At 62.8% G+C, this 20,947-nt stretch carries 19 protein-coding genes; 8 read left to right on the top strand and 11 right to left on the bottom strand.

Annotated elements, in window-relative coordinates; translation table 11 throughout:
* The first annotated feature begins 25 nt into the window (after nucleotides 1-25).
* The 8 genes from BRPE64_RS33510 to BRPE64_RS26795 all read left to right on the top strand — a co-directional run bounded on the left by BRPE64_RS33510 (nucleotide 26) and on the right by BRPE64_RS26795 (nucleotide 8,757).
* Nucleotides 26-202, top strand: coding sequence for a hypothetical protein (locus BRPE64_RS33510; protein ID WP_016348106.1), 177 nt, complete (start codon nucleotides 26-28; stop codon nucleotides 200-202).
* A gap of 234 nt (nucleotides 203-436) precedes the next feature.
* A complete protein-coding gene (locus BRPE64_RS26825) occupies nucleotides 437-3,046 on the top strand; it encodes a PAS domain-containing hybrid sensor histidine kinase/response regulator (protein ID WP_016348105.1) in 2,610 nt (869 codons plus the stop codon).
* Between the two features lie 76 nt (nucleotides 3,047-3,122).
* Nucleotides 3,123-3,719 (top strand): peroxidase-related enzyme, encoded by a 597-nt coding sequence (locus BRPE64_RS26820; protein WP_016348104.1) that lies wholly within the window; start codon nucleotides 3,123-3,125, stop codon nucleotides 3,717-3,719.
* A gap of 33 nt (nucleotides 3,720-3,752) precedes the next feature.
* On the top strand, nucleotides 3,753-4,646 hold the full coding sequence (locus tag BRPE64_RS26815; RefSeq protein WP_016348103.1) for a LysR substrate-binding domain-containing protein: 894 nt from the start codon (nucleotides 3,753-3,755) through the stop codon (nucleotides 4,644-4,646).
* A 93-nt stretch (nucleotides 4,647-4,739) separates the two neighbouring features.
* The gene (locus tag BRPE64_RS26810; RefSeq protein ID WP_016348102.1) at nucleotides 4,740-5,489 is read left to right on the top strand and encodes an SDR family NAD(P)-dependent oxidoreductase; all 750 of its coding nucleotides are present in this window, start codon (nucleotides 4,740-4,742) and stop codon (nucleotides 5,487-5,489) included.
* Nucleotides 5,490-5,561: 72 nt separating this feature from the next.
* The gene (locus BRPE64_RS26805; protein ID WP_016348101.1) at nucleotides 5,562-6,890 is read left to right on the top strand and encodes an MFS transporter; all 1,329 of its coding nucleotides are present in this window, start codon (nucleotides 5,562-5,564) and stop codon (nucleotides 6,888-6,890) included.
* Between the two features lie 26 nt (nucleotides 6,891-6,916).
* On the top strand, nucleotides 6,917-7,759 hold the full coding sequence (locus tag BRPE64_RS26800; RefSeq protein ID WP_044043368.1) for a transketolase: 843 nt from the start codon (nucleotides 6,917-6,919) through the stop codon (nucleotides 7,757-7,759).
* Complete coding sequence (locus tag BRPE64_RS26795; protein ID WP_016348099.1) at nucleotides 7,756-8,757, top strand: transketolase family protein; 1,002 nt, start codon at nucleotides 7,756-7,758, stop codon at nucleotides 8,755-8,757. The genes BRPE64_RS26800 and BRPE64_RS26795 overlap by 4 nt, the downstream gene beginning before the upstream one ends.
* Nucleotides 8,758-8,776: 19 nt before the next feature.
* Here the strand turns inward: BRPE64_RS26795 and BRPE64_RS26790 are convergent, their stop codons facing one another.
* The 11 genes from BRPE64_RS26790 to BRPE64_RS26740 all read right to left on the bottom strand — a co-directional run bounded on the left by BRPE64_RS26790 (nucleotide 8,777) and on the right by BRPE64_RS26740 (nucleotide 20,683).
* Nucleotides 8,777-9,322: a DUF2894 domain-containing protein gene (locus tag BRPE64_RS26790; protein ID WP_144063580.1), complete on the bottom strand. Its 546-nt coding sequence runs from the start codon at nucleotides 9,320-9,322 to the stop codon at nucleotides 8,777-8,779.
* Nucleotides 9,323-9,353: 31 nt separating this feature from the next.
* Entirely contained in the window at nucleotides 9,354-10,001 is a 648-nt protein-coding gene (locus tag BRPE64_RS26785) for an OmpA family protein (protein ID WP_016348097.1), read from the bottom strand.
* A complete protein-coding gene (locus BRPE64_RS26780; RefSeq protein ID WP_044043365.1) occupies nucleotides 9,998-12,367 on the bottom strand; it encodes a DUF802 domain-containing protein in 2,370 nt (789 codons plus the stop codon). Before BRPE64_RS26780 ends, BRPE64_RS26785 begins: the two co-directional genes overlap by 4 nt.
* 10 nt (nucleotides 12,368-12,377) lie before the next feature.
* Nucleotides 12,378-13,082 (bottom strand): DUF3348 domain-containing protein, encoded by a 705-nt coding sequence (locus BRPE64_RS26775; protein ID WP_016348095.1) that lies wholly within the window; start codon nucleotides 13,080-13,082, stop codon nucleotides 12,378-12,380.
* A 101-nt stretch (nucleotides 13,083-13,183) separates the two neighbouring features.
* Nucleotides 13,184-14,269: a linear amide C-N hydrolase gene (locus BRPE64_RS26770; protein ID WP_016348094.1), complete on the bottom strand. Its 1,086-nt coding sequence runs from the start codon at nucleotides 14,267-14,269 to the stop codon at nucleotides 13,184-13,186.
* Between the two features lie 37 nt (nucleotides 14,270-14,306).
* A complete protein-coding gene (locus BRPE64_RS26765) occupies nucleotides 14,307-15,629 on the bottom strand; it encodes a BatD family protein (RefSeq protein ID WP_016348093.1) in 1,323 nt (440 codons plus the stop codon).
* The gene (locus BRPE64_RS26760; RefSeq protein ID WP_016348092.1) at nucleotides 15,626-17,203 is read right to left on the bottom strand and encodes a vWA domain-containing protein; all 1,578 of its coding nucleotides are present in this window, start codon (nucleotides 17,201-17,203) and stop codon (nucleotides 15,626-15,628) included. Before BRPE64_RS26760 ends, BRPE64_RS26765 begins: the two co-directional genes overlap by 4 nt.
* Before the next feature lies 1 nt (nucleotide 17,204).
* Nucleotides 17,205-18,221 carry a vWA domain-containing protein gene (locus BRPE64_RS26755; RefSeq protein ID WP_044043364.1) on the bottom strand — a complete coding sequence of 339 codons (1,017 nt, stop codon included), beginning with the start codon at nucleotides 18,219-18,221 and terminating at the stop codon, nucleotides 17,205-17,207.
* Nucleotides 18,208-18,723, bottom strand: coding sequence for a DUF4381 domain-containing protein (locus BRPE64_RS26750; protein WP_016348090.1), 516 nt, complete (start codon nucleotides 18,721-18,723; stop codon nucleotides 18,208-18,210). The genes BRPE64_RS26755 and BRPE64_RS26750 overlap by 14 nt, the downstream gene beginning before the upstream one ends.
* Nucleotides 18,720-19,679, bottom strand: a complete 960-nt coding sequence (locus BRPE64_RS26745; protein ID WP_044043739.1) for a DUF58 domain-containing protein — start codon at nucleotides 19,677-19,679, stop codon at nucleotides 18,720-18,722. The genes BRPE64_RS26750 and BRPE64_RS26745 overlap by 4 nt, the downstream gene beginning before the upstream one ends.
* 44 nt (nucleotides 19,680-19,723) lie before the next feature.
* Entirely contained in the window at nucleotides 19,724-20,683 is a 960-nt protein-coding gene (locus BRPE64_RS26740; protein WP_044043362.1) for an AAA family ATPase, read from the bottom strand.
* Between the last annotated feature and the right edge of the window lie 264 nt (nucleotides 20,684-20,947).

The raw sequence follows: 20,947 nt of genomic DNA, 5'->3' as shown, positions 1-20,947 counted from the left end.
TGCACGACGACAAAAGGAGCACACGATGACTGAAAACACCGACCGTCCGACGCCGCCGAAGCAGACGCCAGAAGATCCGAATGTCGCGGATCGGCGTCTGTCGGAAGAACAGAAGCGCACGCTGAAAAACGAGCCCGAGCCGCCCACCGCCGACAAGAAGGAAAAGCTGCCGAATCCGAAGGACGTCGGCGAAGCGGGCTGACTCGAATCACCCGCGCTCCTCGGCTAAGCGACGAGCGCGGTTTCTTTAGATCAATTCGCTAAGCGCGTACAAAGTACATCCGAACATTGCACACGCGCACCGGCCGATTATTCTGTATCTAACCCTGAAAATGCATTGCGCACTCGCAGCGTAAGGCCGCGCTTTTGTTGTATGGTATCCATAAGATGCCGCGCCCGGCGACGCGTCTCGCCGGAATTACGAAGCAAGACGCTTATGCACGATCCTGCTCATTTCTTACCGTCGTTCGTATGGCGCGCGGCCCGCGACGGTGTCATTCAATATGCGAATCCATGGGCATGCCGTTATCTCGGCATCGCTTTTCCCGATCTCGTCGGCCGGCACTGGAAAGACTTCATTCATCCCGACGACATTCAACCGGTTCTTGATGCGCTGCGGCAAATGCGCGACGGCACGCTGTTGCGCAACGTCGATGTACGTCTGCTGCGCACCGACGGCGCTTTTCGCTGGCACACGCTGCATTTGCAGGCGCGGCGCGACGAAGAAGGAGAAATAGGCGAAACGGTCGGCGTTGCCATCGACATTCACGAGTGCCGTCACGCGTGGGCCATGTACGAAGCGAGCGAGCGGCGTCTGCAAGCCGCTTTCGCGGGCGCACGCATGGGCGCGTGGGAATGGGACATGAAAACGCGCGTCGTGCGCATGACCGCACAACTCGCCGCGCTCTATTCGTTTCCGCCCGGCACGGAAGCCGTGTTGCTTTCGGAAGTATGGGATCGCGTCGCGCCCGAGCATCGCGAGCCTTTTCAGCGCAAGCTCACCGAAGCATTGCGCGACGGCGGTCCGTTCGAATTCGACTTCGTGCTCGAACCAGGACCGGGCACGCGTCGCTGGTTGCGCATGCGCGGGCATCCCGAGTTCGATCGACAAGGTGTACTCACGCGCGTTTATGGCGTGAGCTTCGACATCAGCATGCAGCGCGCCGACGAAGATCGGCTGAGTCTGTCGGAGCGTCGTTATCGCGCGCTGGTCGAATCGACGGGTGCGCTCGTCTGGTCCGCCGATGCTAACGGCGAGATTCGTCCCTCCGGCGGCGAGTGGGAGAAGTTCACGGGTAAGTCGGCAGAAGCGTTGTCGGGATGGGGCTGGCTCGAATACATTCATCCCGACGATCGCGAGCGCACGCAAGAAGCATGGCTCGAAGCTTTGCAGCAAGGCACCGCGCGCACGCTCACTTTTCGCATGTATCGGCGTGACGGCGTTTATCGCATGGTGCAGGCACATGCGGCGCCGCTCTACGACGACGAAGGCAACCTGCAGGAATGGTTCGGCACCACCACCGATGTCACGCCGCGATATGAAGCGCAAGCCGCGATCGAAGCGCGCAGCTTGCGTCTGACCGTCGCCATGCAGGCCGCGAACATTCATATCGCATCGCTCGAACTCGCAACGTGGACGCTGTTCCTCGAAACGGGCGGCGAGCGTCAGATACACGAGACGCTGACCTACGATGCCGCGCTCGCACGCGTGCATCCCGACGACAGCGCCACGCTCGACCGCTATATGCGCAGCCTCGCGGCGGGAGACAACCCCGGCGGCCACTTCGAGTTTCGCGTGCGCAACGTGCACGGCGAGCAGTGGATGCAAGGCAGCGCCCTGCTTCAGCGCAGCAAGGACGGCAAGCCGCTGCGTATCATCGGCAGCGTGATCGATATCACCGAGCGCAAGCACATGGAACTGATGCTGCGCGAGTCGGGACGCCGCAAGGACGAATTCCTCGCGATGCTCGCGCACGAACTGCGCAATCCGCTCGCGCCCTTGCGCACTGCCATTGCGTTGCTGCAAAAGGATCAGGAGACCGAGGCGCATTTGCGCGAGCTTATCGACCTGATGCGCAGGCAGGTCGAACACATGACGCGCATCGTCGACGATCTGCTCGAAGTGTCGCGCATCACGCAAGGCCGCATTGCGCTGCAAGTCGAACCGATACTTGTCGGCACGGCGGTGTATCACTCTGTCGAGGCAATCGCGGGCATGGTCGAGGCGCGCTCGCAGACCATTCACGTCGATGTCTCCGATGCTACAACCTGGGTGTGCGGCGACGTCACGCGGCTTTCGCAAATTCTCGTCAACGTGCTGAACAACGCGAGCAAGTACACGCCCGAGCATGGACGCATCACGGTGAGCGTGCAGGCCGACGAGGCCTCGGTTTCGATCGTTATCGCCGATACGGGCACCGGCATTTCCGCGGACCTGTTGCCCAAGGTATTCGAACTCTTCTCGCAAGGCGAGCGCACGCTGGACCGCTCGAACGGCGGACTGGGCATCGGGCTTTCGCTCGTGAAGAAACTCGTCGAGATGCACAAGGGAACCATCAGCGTGCAAAGCCCCGGACCGGGACTCGGCACGACAGTCACCATTCGTCTGCCGCGCCTGCATCATCATGAGCGGCATTCGGCGCGCGCGCTCACGGAAGCAAGCATGCACGAGGCGCGCAAGTCGTTGCGCATACTCGTCGTCGACGACAATCGCGACGCCGCCGATTCACTCGCCATGTTGTGCGAATCCGAGGGACATGTCGCGCGCGTCGCGTATTCGTCGGAGGAAGCGCTGGAATCCGCGCCGACGCTCGAACCCGATGTGGCCTTGCTCGATATCGGCCTGCCCGATATCGACGGCTATGAGCTTGCGCGCCGCCTGCGCCGCAAGGGCGACACCACGCCGATGCTCATCGCGATCACCGGCTATGGGCAGGCCGAAGACCGCTTGCGTGCGCAGTCGGCGGGCTTCGACTATCACTTCGTCAAACCGGTCAATGTAGACAGCCTGCTCAAGCTGTTGTCGTCGTTGACGGTGACGCGTTGAGGCCTTCGCTGCATGCGGCTCTACAATAGCGATTCGATTCACACGCGAACGTACGCCAAGCCACGACGAGGACGCCATGACGAATAAGCCCATCAGCCGCTATCCCGTTCCCGAACCGCAAGACTGGCCCGACGATATCCGCGCGCGCATTCTCGACGTGCAAGAGAAAGCGGGCTTCGTGCCCAACGTGTTTTTGACGCTTGCGCATCGGCCCGATGAATTCCGCGCGTTCTTCGCTTATCACGATGCGCTCATGCTGAAGGAAGGCGGCCTCAGCAAAGGCGAACGCGAGATGATCGTGGTCGCGACGAGCGCCGTCAACGATTGCCTCTATTGCGTCGTCGCGCATGGTGCGATTCTGCGCATCTACGAAAAGAACGCGCTTGTTGCGGATCAGGTGGCGGTGAATCATCGCAAGGCGGATATCACGCCGCGCCAGCAAGCCATGCTCGATTTCGCGCTGAAGGTATGCCGCGCGTCGGGCACCGTCGACGATGACGATTTCGCCGCGCTCCATGCGCATGGCTTCAACGATGAAGACATCTGGGATATCGCGGCGATCACGGCGTTCTTTGGATTATCGAACCGCATGGCGAACGTCATTTCGATGCGGCCCAACGACGAGTTCTTTCTGATGGGGCGCGTGCCGAAGGAACCGAGGAGCTTGAAGTAACGCTGCGTCTACATCGAGTCGAAATCGAAGCCCATGCGCCTTCCTCCGCTGAAATCGATCATCGCGTTCGAGAGCGTCGCGCGGACCAAAAGCGTGAACCGCGCCGCCGACGAACTCGGCCTCACGCCATCGGCCGTCAGTCATCAACTGGCGAATCTGGAGAGTATTGTCGGGCGTCCGTTGTTCACGCGCCTCGGACGTGGCCTCGTGCTCACGCCCACCGGCACGCAATATTTGTCCGATGTCACCGGCGCGCTCGCCGAACTCAATCGCGCGACCGAACGCGCGTCGAGCGAAACCTCCGTCGAGATATTGCGCATTCATTCGAGCCCAAGCTTCGGTCTCATGTGGCTGTTGCCGCGCCTCGCCGCGTTTCAGGAAGCGAACGGCGACATTCAGATGAACCTCGCATGCTCATATGAAGATGTGTCGTTCACATCGGGTTACTACGACATCGCGCTGCGCCACGGTTATGCACACTGGACCGATGTCGAAGTGAAGACCTTGCGGCACGAGACTATCGCGCCGCTCGCGTCGCGTGCATACCTCGAACGCTTTCCCGTTACCGCTCCCGACGATCTTCTCGAACGCCGTCTGATTCTCTCCGAAACGCCGCTCGTGCAATGGCCGCAATGGTTCGGCAAGTTCGGCGTGGCCTTCAGGCGCAAGGCGTTCGACTTCTCGTTCGACCGCTCGTACATGTCGCTGGAGGCGGCCGCGCTCGGTCACGGCATCGCGCTCGAAAGCACGATGCTCGCGTCCGTGCATCTCGAACGCGGCTCGCTCGTGCCTGTCTTCGGGCGCGACTATGCCGTTGAAGTCGGCGCGCATCATCTGGTTTACCCGAGCCAAAACGCGGGATTGCCGCGTGTCGCGAAGTTTCTTGCGTGGATGGATCAGCAGATCGAAGGCCGCGCGAATACCTGAAAATTTCTCAGCAATAGTTGAGCCAAACTGCGTTGATCGTCAGGTCAAAGGCGAAGAAACTGCGCCTACACCAGACAATCAGCGGAGACAACCATGTTGCTCGACAAACAGGTAGTGATCGTTACGGGCGCGGCATCGGCGCGCGGTATCGGCAAGGCAACGGCTAAAGCGCTCGCGGCACAAGGCGCGCGCATCGTCGTGCTCGATTTGAAGGAAGCGGACGCGCAAGCCGCCGCGAACGATCTGGGCGAAGGTCATCTCGGCCTCGCCTGCGACGTCACCGACCAAGCCGCGTGCGTCGCCGCCGCTCAGGCGACCATCGAAAAATACGGGCGCATCGATGTGCTCATCAACAACGCGGGCATCACGCAGCCGATCAAGACGCTGGAAATAAGCGCGGCCAATTTCGATGCCGTGATCGGCGTGAATCTGCGCGGCACGCTTTATATGTCGCAAGCCGTCATTCCGCAGATGAAGAAGCAGCAGCGCGGAAGCATCGTGTGCATGTCGTCGGTATCGGCGCAGCGCGGCGGCGGCATCTTCGGCGGTCCGCATTACAGCGCGGCGAAGGCCGGCGTACTGGGTCTTGCCAAGGCGATGGCGCGCGAACTCGGCGCGGACCACATCCGCGTGAATTCGATCACGCCGGGCCTCATTCAAACGGATATCACCGGCGACAAGCTCACGCCGGACATGCGCACGGACATCATCAAGGGCATTCCGCTCGGCCGCTTGGGCGACGCCGCGGACATCGCCAACGCGTGCCTGTTTCTTGCGAGCGATATGTCGTCGTATCTGACAGGCGTAACGCTCGATGTCAACGGAGGCATGTTGATTCACTGATGCTCGCACCGGCGCACTCGGACTAACCGAGGCGCACGCCACCCACGTGGCAGTCATGGACAGGAGACACACATGAAATCCAAACTCGCCGCACCCGCGGTCAATGCCGAATTTGCGTCGCCCGATGACGCGCTCGGCTTCGAGGCCAGAACCTACGCCAAGGTCGGACGACGCCTCATCCCCTTTCTGATGCTGTGCTATCTCGGCGCGTATCTCGATCGCGTGAATGTCGGCTTCGCCAAGTTGCAGATGCTCAACGACCTGCGCTTCAGCGAGACCGTGTATGGCATCGGCGCGGGGATTTTCTTTCTCGGCTACTTCATCTTCGAAGTGCCCAGCAATGTCATTCTGCATAAGGTCGGCGCGCGCAACTGGCTCGCGCGCATCATGCTGACGTGGGCCGTGATCTCGGCGAGCTTCGTGTTCGTCAAGTCACCGACAACGTTCTATGTGCTGCGCTTTTTGCTCGGCGTCGCCGAAGCGGGCTTTGCGCCCGGCGTGATTCTCTATCTCACGTACTGGTTTCCGGCCGCGCGCCGCGCCAAAGCACTCTCGCTGTTTTTCATGGCGATTCCGCTTGCGGGCATCGTCGGCGGTCCGCTGTCGGGCTACATCCTGCATGCATTCCAGAACGTGCACGGTCTCGCCGGATGGAAATGGCTGTTCATGCTCGAAGCCTTGCCCTCGCTGTTCCTCGGCGTGGCGATCCTGTTCTATCTCGACAACGGCATCGCCGGCGCGAAGTGGCTCACCGACGACGAAAAGGCCTTGCTCAAGCGCAACGTCGAGAAGGACAACGCGCAGAAAGTCCAGCACGTGTCGATCCGATCGTTCATCGCGGACCGTCGTCTGTGGTTGATGGCTTCGATCTACTTTTGCGTCGTGCTCGGTCAGTACGGCCTCACCTTCTGGCTGCCGACGATCATTCGCCGCACCGGCGTTGCAGACCCGCTGTGGGTCGGCATCCTCACGGCGATTCCGTATCTCTGCGCGATCATCGCCTTGCCGCTTGTCGGCGCCAGCGCGGACAAGCACCGCGAACGTCGCCTGCATCTCGCCATTCCGATGCTCGTTTCCGCAGCCGGCTTTGCCACCTTGCCGATGCTGGGCAGCGTGGGCGCCTCGATCGTCTGCGTGAGCATCGCGGCGGCTGGGATTCTCACGTCATCGTCGCAATTCTGGTCGCTGCCCACGGCGGTGCTCGGCGGCATGTCGGCGGCGGCGGGCATCGCGGCGGTCAACTGCTTCGCCAATCTCGCGGGCTTCTTCTCACCGGCGATCGTCGGCTGGCTCAACGACTTCACCGGCAAATCCACCGCGGGCCTGATCTTCATCTCGGTGGCCGTTGTGCTGGGCGCGGGGCTCGTGTTCTTCGTACCCGCCAAGACTGTTAATCGATAGATTCGCTTTCACTCAAGGAGACAAGCATGAGTACACCTGTCATCGAGGAGGTGACGCTCGCCGAGCGTGCCTACCGTATCCGCCGCAATGCCCTTCTGATGGGCGAAGTGCAGGGCCAGGGCTATATCGGCCAGGCGCTCGATATCGCCGATGTGCTGGCCGTCTCGTACTTCGGTGCGATGAACTATCGCGCCGACGATCCCGACTGGGAAGACCGCGACCGCTTCCTGCTCTCGAACGGCCACTATGCAATCGCGCTGTACGCCGCGCTTTTCGAAGCGGGCATCCTGCCGCAGGAAGAACTCGAAACCTACGGCAGCGACGACAGCCGCCTGCCGATGTCCGGCATGGCGAGCTACACGCCCGGCATGGAGATGTCGGGCGGATCGCTCGGGCAAGGACTCACGATTGCGGTCGGCCGTTGTCTCGGCCTCAAGCGCCGAGGCTCGAAGTCATTCGTCTACACGCTCTTCTCCGATGGCGAACTCGATGAAGGCGCGATCTGGGAAGGCCTCATGTCCGCCGCGCACTGGAAGCTCGATAACCTTATCGCGATGATCGACGTGAACAATCAGCAAGCCGATGGCCCTTCGTCGCAGATCATGGCGTTCGAGCCGCTCGTGCCGAAGCTCGAAGCGTTCGGCTGGTATGTGCAACGCATCGACGGCAACGATATCGACGCCGTGAAGCAGGCCTTCGACAACGCGCGCAATTTGAAGGACGCGAAGCCGCGCATCATCGTGTGCGATACGAAGATGGGCTGCGGCGTGCCGTTCCTCGAAGAGCGTGAGAAAAACCATTTCATCCGCGTCGATGCCCACGAGTGGCAACTGGCGCTCAAAGCACTCGAAGCAGGGAGACAAGCATGAGCCAGACCATCGACAAAAAGCCGCGCCTCAAGACCTCGGCGATGATCGCCTCCATCGCGGGCGAAGGCCAGCTCACACGTTCAGCGCCCTTCGGCCATGCGCTTGCAGAACTGGCGCGCACGAAGACCAATGTTATCGGCATGACGGCCGATCTCGGCAAGTACACGGACCTGCATCTCTTCGCTAAGGAATTCCCCGAGCGTTACTATCAGATGGGCATGGCCGAGCAATTGCTGATGGGCGCGGCGGCGGGCTTCGCGCACGAAGGCGCGCAGCCGTTCGTCACGACCTATGCCGTGTTCGCGACGCGCCGCGCGTATGACTTCATCCATCAGGCCATTGCGGAAGATAACCTCGACGTGAAGATCGTCGCCGCGTTGCCCGGCCTCACGACGGGCTATGGTCCGAGCCATCAGGCGGCGGAAGACCTCGCGCTGATGCGCGCAATGCCCAACATGACCGTGATCGATCCGTGCGATGCGCTCGAAATCGAGCAGATGGTGCCCGCCATCGCCGCGCACAACGGTCCGGTCTATGCGCGTCTTCTGCGCGGCAACGTGCCCGCCGTGCTCGACGAATACGACTACACATTCGAGCTTGGCCGCGCGAAGCTGCTCCGCGATGGCCGCGACGTGCTCATTATCTCGTCGGGCATCATGACCATGCGCGCGCTCGAAACCGCGAAGGCCTTGCAAGCCGACAATGTGGATGTCGCCGTGCTGCATGTGCCGACGATCAAACCGCTCGACACCGAAACGATCATCCGCGAGGCGCAGCGTTCCGGGCGTCTCGTGGTGGTGGCGGAAAATCATACGGTGATCGGCGGACTCGGCGAAGCTGTCGCCACGACGCTGCTGAGTGCGGGCGTGACGCCGACTTATCGTCAGATCGGGTTGCCCGATGCTTTCCTCGATGCGGGCGCCCTGCCCACGCTGCACGATCGTTATGGCATCTCGACCAGCGTCATGGCGAGCACGATCAAGGGCTGGCTCGCCTAAGCAGCGCGACTAAGCGCGACTAGCGCGCCTTGCGCGCGCTCTTCTTCGTCGTGGCGCGCGGCGCTTCCTTGGCCGGCGCGCCGCTTGCGAGCGTCAACGCTTCCATCCACGAAAGCGCGTCGATAAAGCCGAGAAAATGCTGCAAATACTCCGGCGAGACTTCGCGCATCAACGACAGCGAGCGGTGCACGAGGCTGTTCGAATTGAGCGGCCCCGCATTCTTCGGCACCTGCGCCTGCGATTCGCGCAGGCGCTTTTCCGCGCTGACGGTTGACCAGATCGAACGAAGCGCATCGAGCAATTCGGCGGGATCGGCGTGCGTCGCGGCGCGCTGGTTCATCTCGTCGAGCAGGCTGGCAAGCGGCGATTGCATCGGTGCTTGCGCGGCATCATCGCGAGCATCGTCACGCATGGCCTGAGCGTCGAGCAAATTCGACAGACGCGCATCGAGCACGCGGCGCGCTTCGCCATGATGTTGCGATGCCCGCCTCGCAAGTGCTTCGATCAAACGAAGCTGCATAGGGTTTGCACGCGCGTCGCCGTGCTCTCGCCAGGCGTCGAGCATTGCGTGCGCGCGCGTCACGCTGTCGCTCACGTCATTCACCCGGCTTGACTGCCGCGTTGCTGGGCCGCGGCACCGCGGAAATCTCGACGCGACGATTCTTCGCGCGGCCTTCGTCGTCGGCGTTCGAACTCACCGGCTGCTCCGAACCGAATGCGGCTGCGAATACCGACGACGCCGGCACGCCCGCATCGATCAATGCGCGCATGACGGTCAACGCGCGTTTAGCCGAGAGTTCCCAGTTATCCGCGAAACGCCGGTTGCCTTCGCGCACTTGCTGATCGTCGGCGAAACCGCTCACCATCAGAATCTGTTCGTGCGAGCCGAGATAGGCGGTCAGCGGCGCGGCGAGACTCTTCAGCACGTCGCGCCCTTGCGGCTGCAACTGATCCGAGTTCAGCGCGAACAGCACATTGCCGCTGATGCCGATGCGCCCGTTCACGAGCGTTACGCGCCCCGACGCGAGTGGCCCTGCCAGCGCCTGCTCCAGCGTCTTGCGCCGCGCGGTTTCTTTCTGCTGCTGCTTGATGGCTTCTTCGAGCCGCGTCGAGAGTTGCAGTTGCACACCGAGCACCGCGACGAGAATCAGCACGAACGCGCCGAGCAGCACCGACATCAGATCGGCGAACGCGGCCCAGACGGGCGCTGCAGTCTCGACGCCGCCGTCGATCTCTTCGTTCATGCCGCCCTCGCTCCGGGCGCTGCGCGCTGCCCCGCGATATGCTGAAGATTCTCGACGATCTGCTTCTGCGACATCATGCTCAGATCGATCACCTCACGCGCCTGCGCGACATAGTACGCAAGCTGTTCGTCGCTGCGTGCGAGCGACTTGTCGAGCGCGGCCTCGACACGTTCCAGATGCGCGACGAGCGTTTCGTTCGATGCGCCGAACGCCTGGACCGCCGCGCCGAATGCATCGGACAGGCTCGCCACTTCGACGGCGCTGCCGGTCACTTGCGCGGCCACGTCGTTCAATTTGAGCGTCTCGGCTTCCACCTTGCCGGTGAACTGCGTGCCCACACGCTCGAGCAAATCCGCCGAGCCCGCGACAAGCGCATCGACTGCCGTTCGCTGTTCCGTCGATGCATGATTCACCGCATCGAGCAAGGTTTCGAGCGTGGACAACAAACGCGCGCGTTCGTCGAGCATGGCGGTATCGCGGACCATGGAATCGGAGAGCTTCTGACGCAGTTCGGCGATGACTTCCGCTGCGGCCTTCGGCGCTTCCGATGCCGCCTTCACCAGTTGTTCGATCTGCGCGATGGTCGCGCTCGCGTGCGCCTCGCTCTGCGCGGAGATGTCGTTCGCGGTGCGCGCGAGCGTGTCGCAGATTTCCTGCTGACGGCTTGCGGCGAACGTGCTCGTGGTGTGCCATTCCTCGCGCAGCGTTGCAGCAAGCGCGGCAAGTGCATCGGTCCATGCGCCAAGACGCGCTTCGTGATTCGCCGTGAGTTCGGCGCGAAGCTCGCCGTGCGCGCGATCCATCGAGCGCAACAACGACGCCGCATGTTCCTCGAAATTCGCCGATGCCGCCGTCAACGCCTGTTCGTGTTGCGCGGCCAGTTGCGCGCCGGTGTGCGTTTGCTGCGCGAGCGCGTCGCGCCATGCATCGGACATGCCGGACGATGCGCGCTCCATGCGCGCGGCAACGCCGTCGATCATGCTCGTCGAGCGTTGCTCAAAGGTCTGCGCGAAACGCTCCATCGACGTATCCTGCTTCGCGACCAAAGACTCGATGCCGTTCTTGACGTCATGCATTTGCGCGGCCACGCCATCGACGAGATTCGACGAACGCGCATCGAACGTCTGCGCGAAGCGATCCATCGACGCGGCCATCTGTTCGACATGCGCATCGCTGGCTTGTGCATGCTTTGCGACGAGTGCTTCGAGCCCTTGCTTCACGTCGATCATCTGCACCGAGATGCCATCGACGAGATTTGCCGAGCGCGTCTCGAAGGTCTGTGCGAAGCGTTCGAGCGACGCGTCGGTCTTGAGGGCAAGCGCCTCGTTCGATTCACGCTGCGCGTCGAGCGAACGATTCCAGATGTCCGCGACCTTCGTGGCCGATGCTTCGAAGCCGGTCGTCAGGCCGTCGAGCTGGCGCGCGACCGCATGCTCGACGCTGCCGTGCAACGCGGCCGACTCGCGCGCGATGCCGTCCATCGTGGCCTGCATGATCGGCTGAAGCGCGGCGCTTGCGGCGCGTGCGCTATCGGCAACGCTCTGCTTCAACGACAGTTCCACCGATGTCGCCAGCCGCCTATACGCCGTTTCCGTCTTCGCATGAAACGCTTCCTGATTCGCGATCTGCCGTTCGTTCGCAACGGCGCTTTGCTGTTCGATGGCGCTCATCATCGTGTGCAGATGTTCGGCGAGTTTCGGCATCAACTCGGCCTGCTTCTGCATGAGCCTGAACGCTTCTTCGCGCCGATGCGTCTGCGTGAACGCGCGCAATAGGGTGGCGATCTTCGTGTCGAGCATGTGCGCCGCGTGCAGTCGTTCGCGACGGCACAACGCGGACAGCAAGCCGAGCATCGCGGACGTCGCCACACCCGCGATCGACGTGCCGAACGCGAAGCCGAGGCCCGTCACCGGCGCGGCGAGCGAGGCGCGGATCGCGGAGAGATCGGTCGCGCTTTCGAGCGCAGCGCCCGTGCCATGCAGCGTGACGACCATGCCGAGCAGCGTGCCGAGCATGCCGAGCAAAACGAGCAAGCCGACGAGATACGGGGTGAGCGCGGGCCCCGGCAGCGCGGCGCGTTCGCCTTCGACGCGTGCGCGAACCGCGTGGCGCAGCGTTGGCGGCACGCTGTCGATCCACACGACGAGGCTCATCGGCGCGGTCTTCAACGCATCGAGCGAGTGCGTGAATGCGTCGGTCGTCTGCTGGAATCGCTTCAGTTCCAGCGCGCCGACGACATAGCATGCGCCGATCAGCAAGGTCACGACGAAAGCCAGCGCGTTCGAGCCGATATAGCCGATGGCGATGCCGCACACCGCCGCGAGGCCGATCAGAAATACTGCGATTTTCACCAGATGTCGGGGCATAGCGTGCCAGTTACTGAGTGCGAAGAGCCGCGAGCAGGCCTTCGACCGGTTGAAAACGAACTTCGAGTTCGGCGAGCAATACGCTCTGCATATCCTTGCGGAACGCGGCGAGCCAGGTGCTGGGGGCGGTATCGATGCTCTGTGCATGCGCGCGCTTGCGCTGCTCGAAATGCCGGCCCAGCAGCACAGGGACTTGCGCGAGCAGACTGCGCTCGCGTGCGGCGAACGTCTGTTCCATGACGGCATCGACGACGGCGAGACGCGCCATGTCCGTCGATTTTGCCGCCATCACCGCACGCAGACGGCCGCGCAATTCGCCGACGTCGGACTCCATCGTCTGTTGTAGGGACAGATACTGCTGACGAAAGATTGCGTACTCGATCTGCGCATCATCGGGCGGCGCCTGCACCGCCGCGCGATGCCGCCCGCGCATGCCTTTCTCGGCATTCTCGCCGTGCGTGATGACTTTCACGAGACGCTCCCGCGTGCGCGCGCCCGCCGCTTCCTCGCCGCCCTTCGGAAATGGCGCGCCGGAAATGGCGGGCGGATCCGAGGCGAGCGCGGTGGACAGCGCGATCGCGTCGGTCCAGCCGAGCCATTGGCTCAGGCGGTCCGAGAGCGACTGGGCGGGTTCGTGAATGTCGAGATCGGCAAAATGTGCCAGCAGGCGGACGAGCGCCGGGCCGCTCAATGCCGTGCGCTTCAAGCCTTGCACGCGTTCACCGGAGGCAAAAGGACACTATTTTACCTGTGCGGGCGAAGCGCTCGCCCCGTTTCGCGCGATGGACCGGCACAACGCCGCGAAAGCCGCGCCACTCAAGGCGCCTTCGCCGGCAGGAAGGTGAACGGCGCCGTCTTGACGAAGTTCGACGCGACTTCCCCCGAAAAAACCTGCCCGCCGTCGATGGTCAGCTTCATCACCGGCGCGCCCGGGTTCAGGTTCAGCTTCTTCAGGGACACCCAGAACGTGTCGGGCCGGGTCGCGGAATCGAAGTAGTAGACCATGTTCTGCTGATCCGACACCGTGCGCCAGATCGTCGACGAAAGATTCGGCTGATCCGGCGTGCTGATGCCGAGCGGCACGCTTACCGAACGCATCAGGCTCATGACGCTCGCCACAGCCTGAAACGCATACGACTGCTGCGGCACGCCCGCCATGTACTCGGGTGCGGCTTTCTTGGAAAGCGCGTCGAGCAGAAAAGATGCACGCACGAAGCGATCCGCCGCGCGATTGGTGCCCGGCAGAAAGCCCTGACCGCCCACGCTCCTCCAGTATGTATCGATGGCAAGCTGCTCGTCGTAGATCGGCGAGTTGGTCATGACCTTGTACTTCTTGCCCTGATGAATCACAAGCTTGCCGTTAATGTATTCGAAGATCGCCGAGTCGCCGCGCGCGTCGCTGAGCGAGAGATGAATCGACAGCGGCTTGCCGTTGGGCAGCGGCGGCGCAATGATCTGAAACGGCTCGCGGCTCAACACGTACACCGCTTGCCCGACGGTCGCGAAGTTGTCGAGCGCATATTGCGCCCACAGACTGATCGACATCGCATCACGTTTGGGATCGGGCTTGCCATAGTCGGTCTCGGCGAGATAAAGCGCATTGGCCACGAGTCCGCGTTCGTTCATGCCATCCACCGTGCCGATCTCGTAGCCCGACACAACCACGCTGCCGTACTTCGATTTCCACTTGATCGAACGTTCCCCCGCATTGCCATCGCGTTCCATGCCCGAGGGCATCGCCCACAGATTCGAGCGCATGTCCTCGGACCAGTCCATCGAGCGTCCGGTGATGACGAGTCCCTTATCGCCAACATATAACGTGCGCGTGCAAGCGAGCGCGATCGTGGTGGAGAGCAATGCAAGCGCGACGATGCACGCAAGCTTTTGAATCAGACGAGTCATGGCCGTGACCTCCTGTTGTCGATGATCGTGTGCTGCTTCATCCCTCGTTGAGCGGCGGCAAGGCGGGGCCTCGCGCGCGGCGGGAACGCGTCCATTGCGTCCACCGATGCAGCTTCACGCGCACGCTTTTCGACTCCGCCTGCGCGTGTTCATAATGCGATTCGACTGCTTCGGCGAGCGCGTGCAACGCCGGATTTTCATCGCGGCCGATTGCGTCGATACGCGCCGGATGCGTAAAGCGCGGGTTCGCATCCATCCAGCGATAAAGCGCCGGCACGACGCGTTGCATCGCGCCAGAATTCACCGCCCGTCGCAATGCGCGCCACGCAGCGAACTCGCCTTCCGCGCGCTTCTTGCGCTCGGCCGCCCACCATTGCGAACCGCGCGCGAGCCACATGCGTATGCGCGGATAGAACCACACGCCCGCCGCGATCAAAGCCAGCATGATGCACGCATATGCGATATCGCGTGCATCGAGAAAGATCACCGTATGGCGGGCCGCGCCTGCGAGCGCATCGGCGGGAATCTCCCATAGCGGCTTTTCGTGAGCCGCGTGCGCCGTCAAGTGTATGGCAGGAAGATGAACTGTTTCGCGTTGATGCGTCGTCGTGTTCCACCATTCGATATCGAGCGGCGGCAACGTATAGCGCCCGCGCCGGTTGACGACATACGTCACCGTATCGGTGCGCTCGCCCGCCACGAGTCCCGTTCGATCCTCGGAGATATTGCGCGTTGCGGGCGGCTTCGCGTAGCGCCGCAAGCCGTCTATGTCGCCGAACTGCACGGGCGCGATCAACATCGACTCGGTTGCGTCGGCGCGCTGCGTCACGCTGCGTGTGAGGGTCCCGCCCACTTCAATGTCCCCGTTCTGCGGTTCGACGCGTTGCGTGGCCGTGAGATTCGGCGCGGGGAAAAACGACGTCATGCCTTCCGCGCCGGGCGGCAGCGTCGCGCTGAATTGCAGCGCGGGCGTCTGCAGCGTGACCGGCGTATCGATGCCGCCGGGATGCAGCGTGATCGAGAACGCGGGCACATCGAACGTGCCCGATGTGCGCGGCACGATGCGATAGGCGCGCGTCACGCCGAACCAGCGCACGCCGTCGATGATCTCGTTCATGTTCTGCGCGCTGTCGTCGGGCAACGTGACGAAGGCATCGTGAAGATCGAAGAGCGGCCAGTCGGGTGCGGCAGTGAACCAGGTTGTCGTGAGCGCATCGACGACGAGCTTCACCGCGCTACCCGCAACGATTGGCCCCGATGGTTCGAGATGTGCGCGCAGCATGGTGCGCGGTGCATCGTCGGCGTATGCGATCGAGCACGCAAAGCACAGACACATAAGCGCGAGCAGACGGCGCATCATGGCGCACCTCCCGCCTCTTGCTCGAAGCGTCGATGCAGAAACGCAGCCGGCGACGTGTTCAGATTACGCATCCACGCTTCCTCCGACGGACGCTGCCCCTGCACGAGCACTTGCTTGCCGTCCTTGCTCTTCTTCTTTTGCACGTCGATCTGATCGGGCTTCAGCGTGGTCGATTCGTCGCCTTCCTTCTCGTCCTTGATGAGCTTTTGCACCAGCTCGCGGTTGGCGCGCGCATCGGGGAAATCGGCGCGGCGTGCGAGCGCGTTGTCGTAGGCCTTCTCCGCGCCTTCGTAATCCTTCAGATGCGCGAGCGTATTGCCGATATAGAACTGCGCCTCCGCCGTGTCGAGTCGCGCGAAGGTATCGAGCGCATCCGGATAGTCGCCCGCGAGATATTGCGCGCGGCCCTTCCACAACGGATCGTCGAAGCGTTGCGCGGCGCGTTTGTAATCGCCATGCTCGAAGCTCCAGCGTCCTTGTTGATCGTGCGTGGCGAAGAGATCGATCCATTCGAACGATGCCGCGTGCGCTTCGTTATGAACACCGGTAGTTGCAAGCGCAACTAATACGACGGGCAGCCACTTCACGGTCCAGCCGCGCCTGAAGCAATAGAGCGCGATCAACAGAATTGGCAGCACGAGCCAGTAGCCCGTTTCCTTCCAGCGCGGCACGATCTTCGCCTCTTGCGCGGCTTCGAGATAGACCTGCGCGCGACGCTGCACCCAGTCGATGTCATCATCGTCGGCACGCATGCTTGCCAGCGGAATCGACGCCGCTTGCGTGATCTCGCGGATCGCGGCGGCATCGAAGGTGCCGGTGAGCGGACGGCCCGCATCGTCCATTGCGAGTTCGCCGTTCGCGCCGCGTATCGGGCCGCCGTTCTCCGTGCCCACGGCAAGCCATAACAACTGATGCCGGGACGCCTTCGCCATCCGCAAGAACTCGTCGGTATGGCTTGCATCGAAACCATCGCTCATGAAGACGATCGTGCCCGCCGCTTCGCTCTTCTGCAACGTGCGTTCCGCAATCGCGAGACCGTCCGCCGCGTTCTTGCCGTCGCGCGGCATCAACGCGGGCGCGAGTGCGGGCACGTAGAGATCGAGCATCGCCGGGTCTTCTGTCGGCGGCACGACGAGATGCGCGCTCGACGCGAACACGACAAGCCCCGTGCGCGCGCCCTTCCTCGCCGCCGCGAGATCGAGCACCTTCTGTTTTGCGCGTTCGATGCGCGTCGGCGCGATATCGGCGGCATCCATCGAACGTGCGAGTTCGAGCACGATCACGAGCGGCGCTTTGTCCTGATCGAACGGCGGACGCTCCTGTTGCCACGTCGGCCCCGCGACGGACAGCGCGCCGAGCGCAATCAGCGCCGCCAGCGCATGAACCGGCTGAACGCGTCGCGCGGTCTTCTCGCCGACAATCAGATGCGCAAGCAAATGCGGCGCGATGATATTGCGCCAGCGCGCGCGCACATCATTGCGACGCAGCCACGCAAAGGGCAGCAGCGCCGCGGGAATGAGCAGCAGCAGCCACAGCGGACGAAGGAAATGAAACGCGGTGATGTCGATGGCCATGTCAGGCCTCCGCCTCTTCCATCGACGCACGGCGCGGAGCACGCAACAAGGCAGCGAGATACGCAAGCACGTGATAGAGCGTGAGGATCGACACCGCGAGCGCAAGCGGCACCCAATAGAACTCGCGCTGCGGACGATAAATCTCGCGCTTGATCTTTTCGGGCGTGAGCTTGTCGATGTCCGCATACACGGCGGCCAAATCCTGCTCGCGTCCGAGCGCATGAAACGCGCGTCCGCCCGTGGTCTTCGCGATGCGCGCGAGCGCGTCGAGATCGACTTTGTCTTCGCCTTGCGTATCCGGATCGCCGATGCCTATCGTATGCACGACGATGCCATGCCGCTTCGCGATACGCGCGGCCTGTTGTGGCGGAATCGCGCTCGCGGTGTCGTTACCGTCGGTGAGCAGCACGAGCACTTTCTCCTGCGCGGGCGTGTCCTGCATCAGCTTGACGGCGAGACCGATGGCATCGCCGAGCGCCGTGCGCGGTCCCGCCATGCCGATGCGCATGGCATCGAGCAGCATCAACACGCTGTCGTGATCGAGCGTGAGCGGCGCTTGCGGATAAGCGGCATCGCCGAATGCGACGAGACCGATGCGATCGCCTTTGCGTTTCGCGATGAAATCGGCGACTACGTGCTTCACCGCGCTCAGCCGGTCCATGCGTTCGCCGGTGGCTGCATCGATGAAGTCGCGCTCGCTCATCGATTGCGAAAGATCGATTGCAAGCAGCAAGTCGCGCGCGGGCATGTCGCGCGTGACGGGCGCTTCGACATATACGGGACGCGCCGCCGCGATCAGCAGCAAGACCCATAGCAATGGCATCAGCAGACGTTGCAGCCAGTTGCTGCGCAGACGCACGCCGCCGGGCGCGGGCTTTTCTCCGGCGGCATCGGCCATCTCCTGAAAGAACGGCATGCGTACCGCCGACGATGTCGTGCGATACGCGGGCACGAGCCACCACACCAGCGCGGGCAGCGGCAGCAGAACGAACATCCAAGGGAATTCAAACTTCCACATGATGACGCTCGATCCATGCGCGCGCGGCTTGCGCGAGATGCTGCGCCTGTTGCCGTGTCACGCGCGTCAGACTTTCATCGGGCGTATAGCTTGCCGTATAGAGCAGCGCGCCGCTCTCGTCATCGAAGGCGCCGTGTGTCTTGCGCAGATACGCAAGCCATGCCGCGCCGCTCAACGCCGCCACGCGTTCGCGCGATGTGGCGGCAAGCGCCGTGCGTTTGACGAGCGGTGCGATCTGCGTAAGCGCCGCTGCGCGCGTGGCGTCGTCGTTCAGTTGCGCTTCTATGCGCGCGAGTTCCGCGAGTGCTTCTCGTCGATAACGCGACTTCTCGTAGCGTCGCCAAACCAACCATGCGCATGCGAGCGCGAGCGCAACGAGCAGCACCGCAACGAACATCCATCCGATGGTTTGCGGCGCATACGAAACCGGCGCGGGCAGCGGCAATTCATGCAACGCTTGCAATGCGGCGGGTGTATCGGCGGGCACGAGCGACGCATTCATATGCCGCTTCCGGTTGTGTGACGCGCGCGCCGCGGCCGCTCGCCGAAGAGTCTGCGCACCTGATCGACGACAGGCTCAGCCGTCGATAGCGCCATCAACGGCACGCCGCTCGCGCGCAGCAAATCCGCGATCTCGGCAGCGCGCCCCTTGAAGAGGCTTGCAAGCGGTGCACGCACGCGTTCGTGCTCGATGCGCAATTCCACCTGCAAGCGCCCTTCGCTCACCACCAGCGCGCGATGCTCCGGCATGCGCTGCCACATGGGATCGAAGACGAGCGCGGCGATCACATCGTTATGCGCCGAGAGTTGCCGCAAGAGCTGGCGCGTGCGCTCATCAGCGCCCGCGAAATCGCTCATGATGCACACGAGAAAATCATGACCCGCGATCTGTAATACGCCTTCGAGCGCGCGGTTCAGTTGCGCATAGTGCGTGCGCGCGGGGCTGTCGGCGGCCAGCGTGCGGTTCATGCGCGCGATCGCACCGAACAACATGTCGATGCGGGCGCGGCTGCGCAAAGGACGCACGCGCACGACTTCATCGTCGCCGAACACGACGCCGCCCACGCGATCGCCCGCGGTGAAGCCCATCCACACGGCAAGCGCTGCGGCCTCTGCCGCGACGACCGATTTGAACTCGCGGCTCGAACCGAAGAACATGCTCATGCGCTGATCGACCATCACGAGCAAGGGACGGTCGCGTTCTTCCGTGTACACGCGCACATGCGGCTTGCCGGTGCGCATGGTCACGCGCCAATCGAGATGACGGATATCGTCGCCGGGCAGATAGCCGCGCAACTCTTCGAAGTTCAGACCGCGCCCGCGCATGCGCGATGCCTGTCTGCCCGACAGAATGCTCGACACCGGCGCGGGCGCGACAAAGCTCAGGCCGCGCGCACGATATTCGAGGCGCGCGAGATGCGCGGCATCGACATACACGCTTCCGATCGAATCCTCCATGCTCGCCGCCATTCAAGCTCCTTTGCGCGATCAGCGATCAACGATCACGCCGGCACGGCCACTTTCTCCACCAGTCGATCGATTACCTTGTCGGCGCTGACGTTGTCCGCGTTCGCGTCATACGACAACAACAGCCGATGACGCAGCACCGGATGAAGCACCGCGCGCACATCGTCGGGCGTGACGAACTCGCGCTCTTCGAGCCACGCATGCACGCGGCTCGCACGATCGAGGCCGATCGCGCCGCGCGGGCTCGCACCGACTTCGATCCACCTGGCGAGATCGGCGTCGATGGATTCGCCATGCCGTGTCGCATTCACGAGCGAGACGATGTAATCGTCGATGGCAGGCGACACCGACACGCGACGCGCCGCCTCGCGCGCGCCGAATATGTCTTGCTGCGAGAGCGTGTCGAAACTCGCCTGTTCGCCTTCGCTTTCGCGCCGCAAAAGACGCAGCATCTCGCACTCGCTTTGCGGCGACGGATACGTGATCAGAACCTTCAACAGAAAGCGGTCCATCTGCGCTTCCGGAAGCGGATAAGTGCCTTCCTGCTCGATGGGATTTTGCGTCGCCATGACGAGGAAGAGATCGGGCATGACGTGCGTCTTGCCGGCAACCGAGATCTGCCGTTCCTCCATCGCTTCCAGCAAGGCGGATTGCACTTTGGCGGGCGCGCGATTGATTTCGTCCGCGAGAATCAGGTTGCCGAAAATCGGGCCCGGCTGGAATGCGAGCGTGCGCTCGGTGCCCGATTGCAGCAGCGTTTCGCCGCCGGTGATGTCGGAAGGAAGCAGGTCAGGCGTGAACTGGATGCGCTTCATGGTTGCCGCGAGCCGCGCGGCGATCGCCTTGACGGTGCGTGTCTTGGCGAGTCCCGGCAGGCTTTCGAGCAGGACGTGACCATCGGCGAGCAACGCGATCAGGATCTGCCGCACGACCGCTTCCTGCCCGACCACGGCCTGCCCGATGCTCGCTTCGAAACGCCGGATGGTATCGCGCATGACTGGCTCGTTTTCGATGTCGTTTCCGATGGTTGAGTCCATCTGACGCACGGCCTCCTGACGCTGTCTGCCCGCGTGAGCAACAAGTTACTGGAGCCGCGCGCTTTCGTCAAAGCATCGTATTGATGCGCTTTCTTGAAATATCCGGCGCGCAGCAACGCAAGTTTCATCGCGATTATGCGGGCTTCGAACGCGCTGCAACAGGGCATAAAAAAAGATTGAATTCGCGTAGGCCTTCGTATATTGGTGACACCGAATAGCGTC

Source organism: Caballeronia insecticola (assembly GCF_000402035.1).
In the GTDB taxonomy this organism is placed as follows: Bacteria; Pseudomonadota; Gammaproteobacteria; order Burkholderiales; family Burkholderiaceae; genus Caballeronia; species Caballeronia insecticola.
The sequence above is the reverse complement of the archived record's forward strand: the minus strand, read 5'-3'. Positions and strand labels throughout refer to the sequence as shown.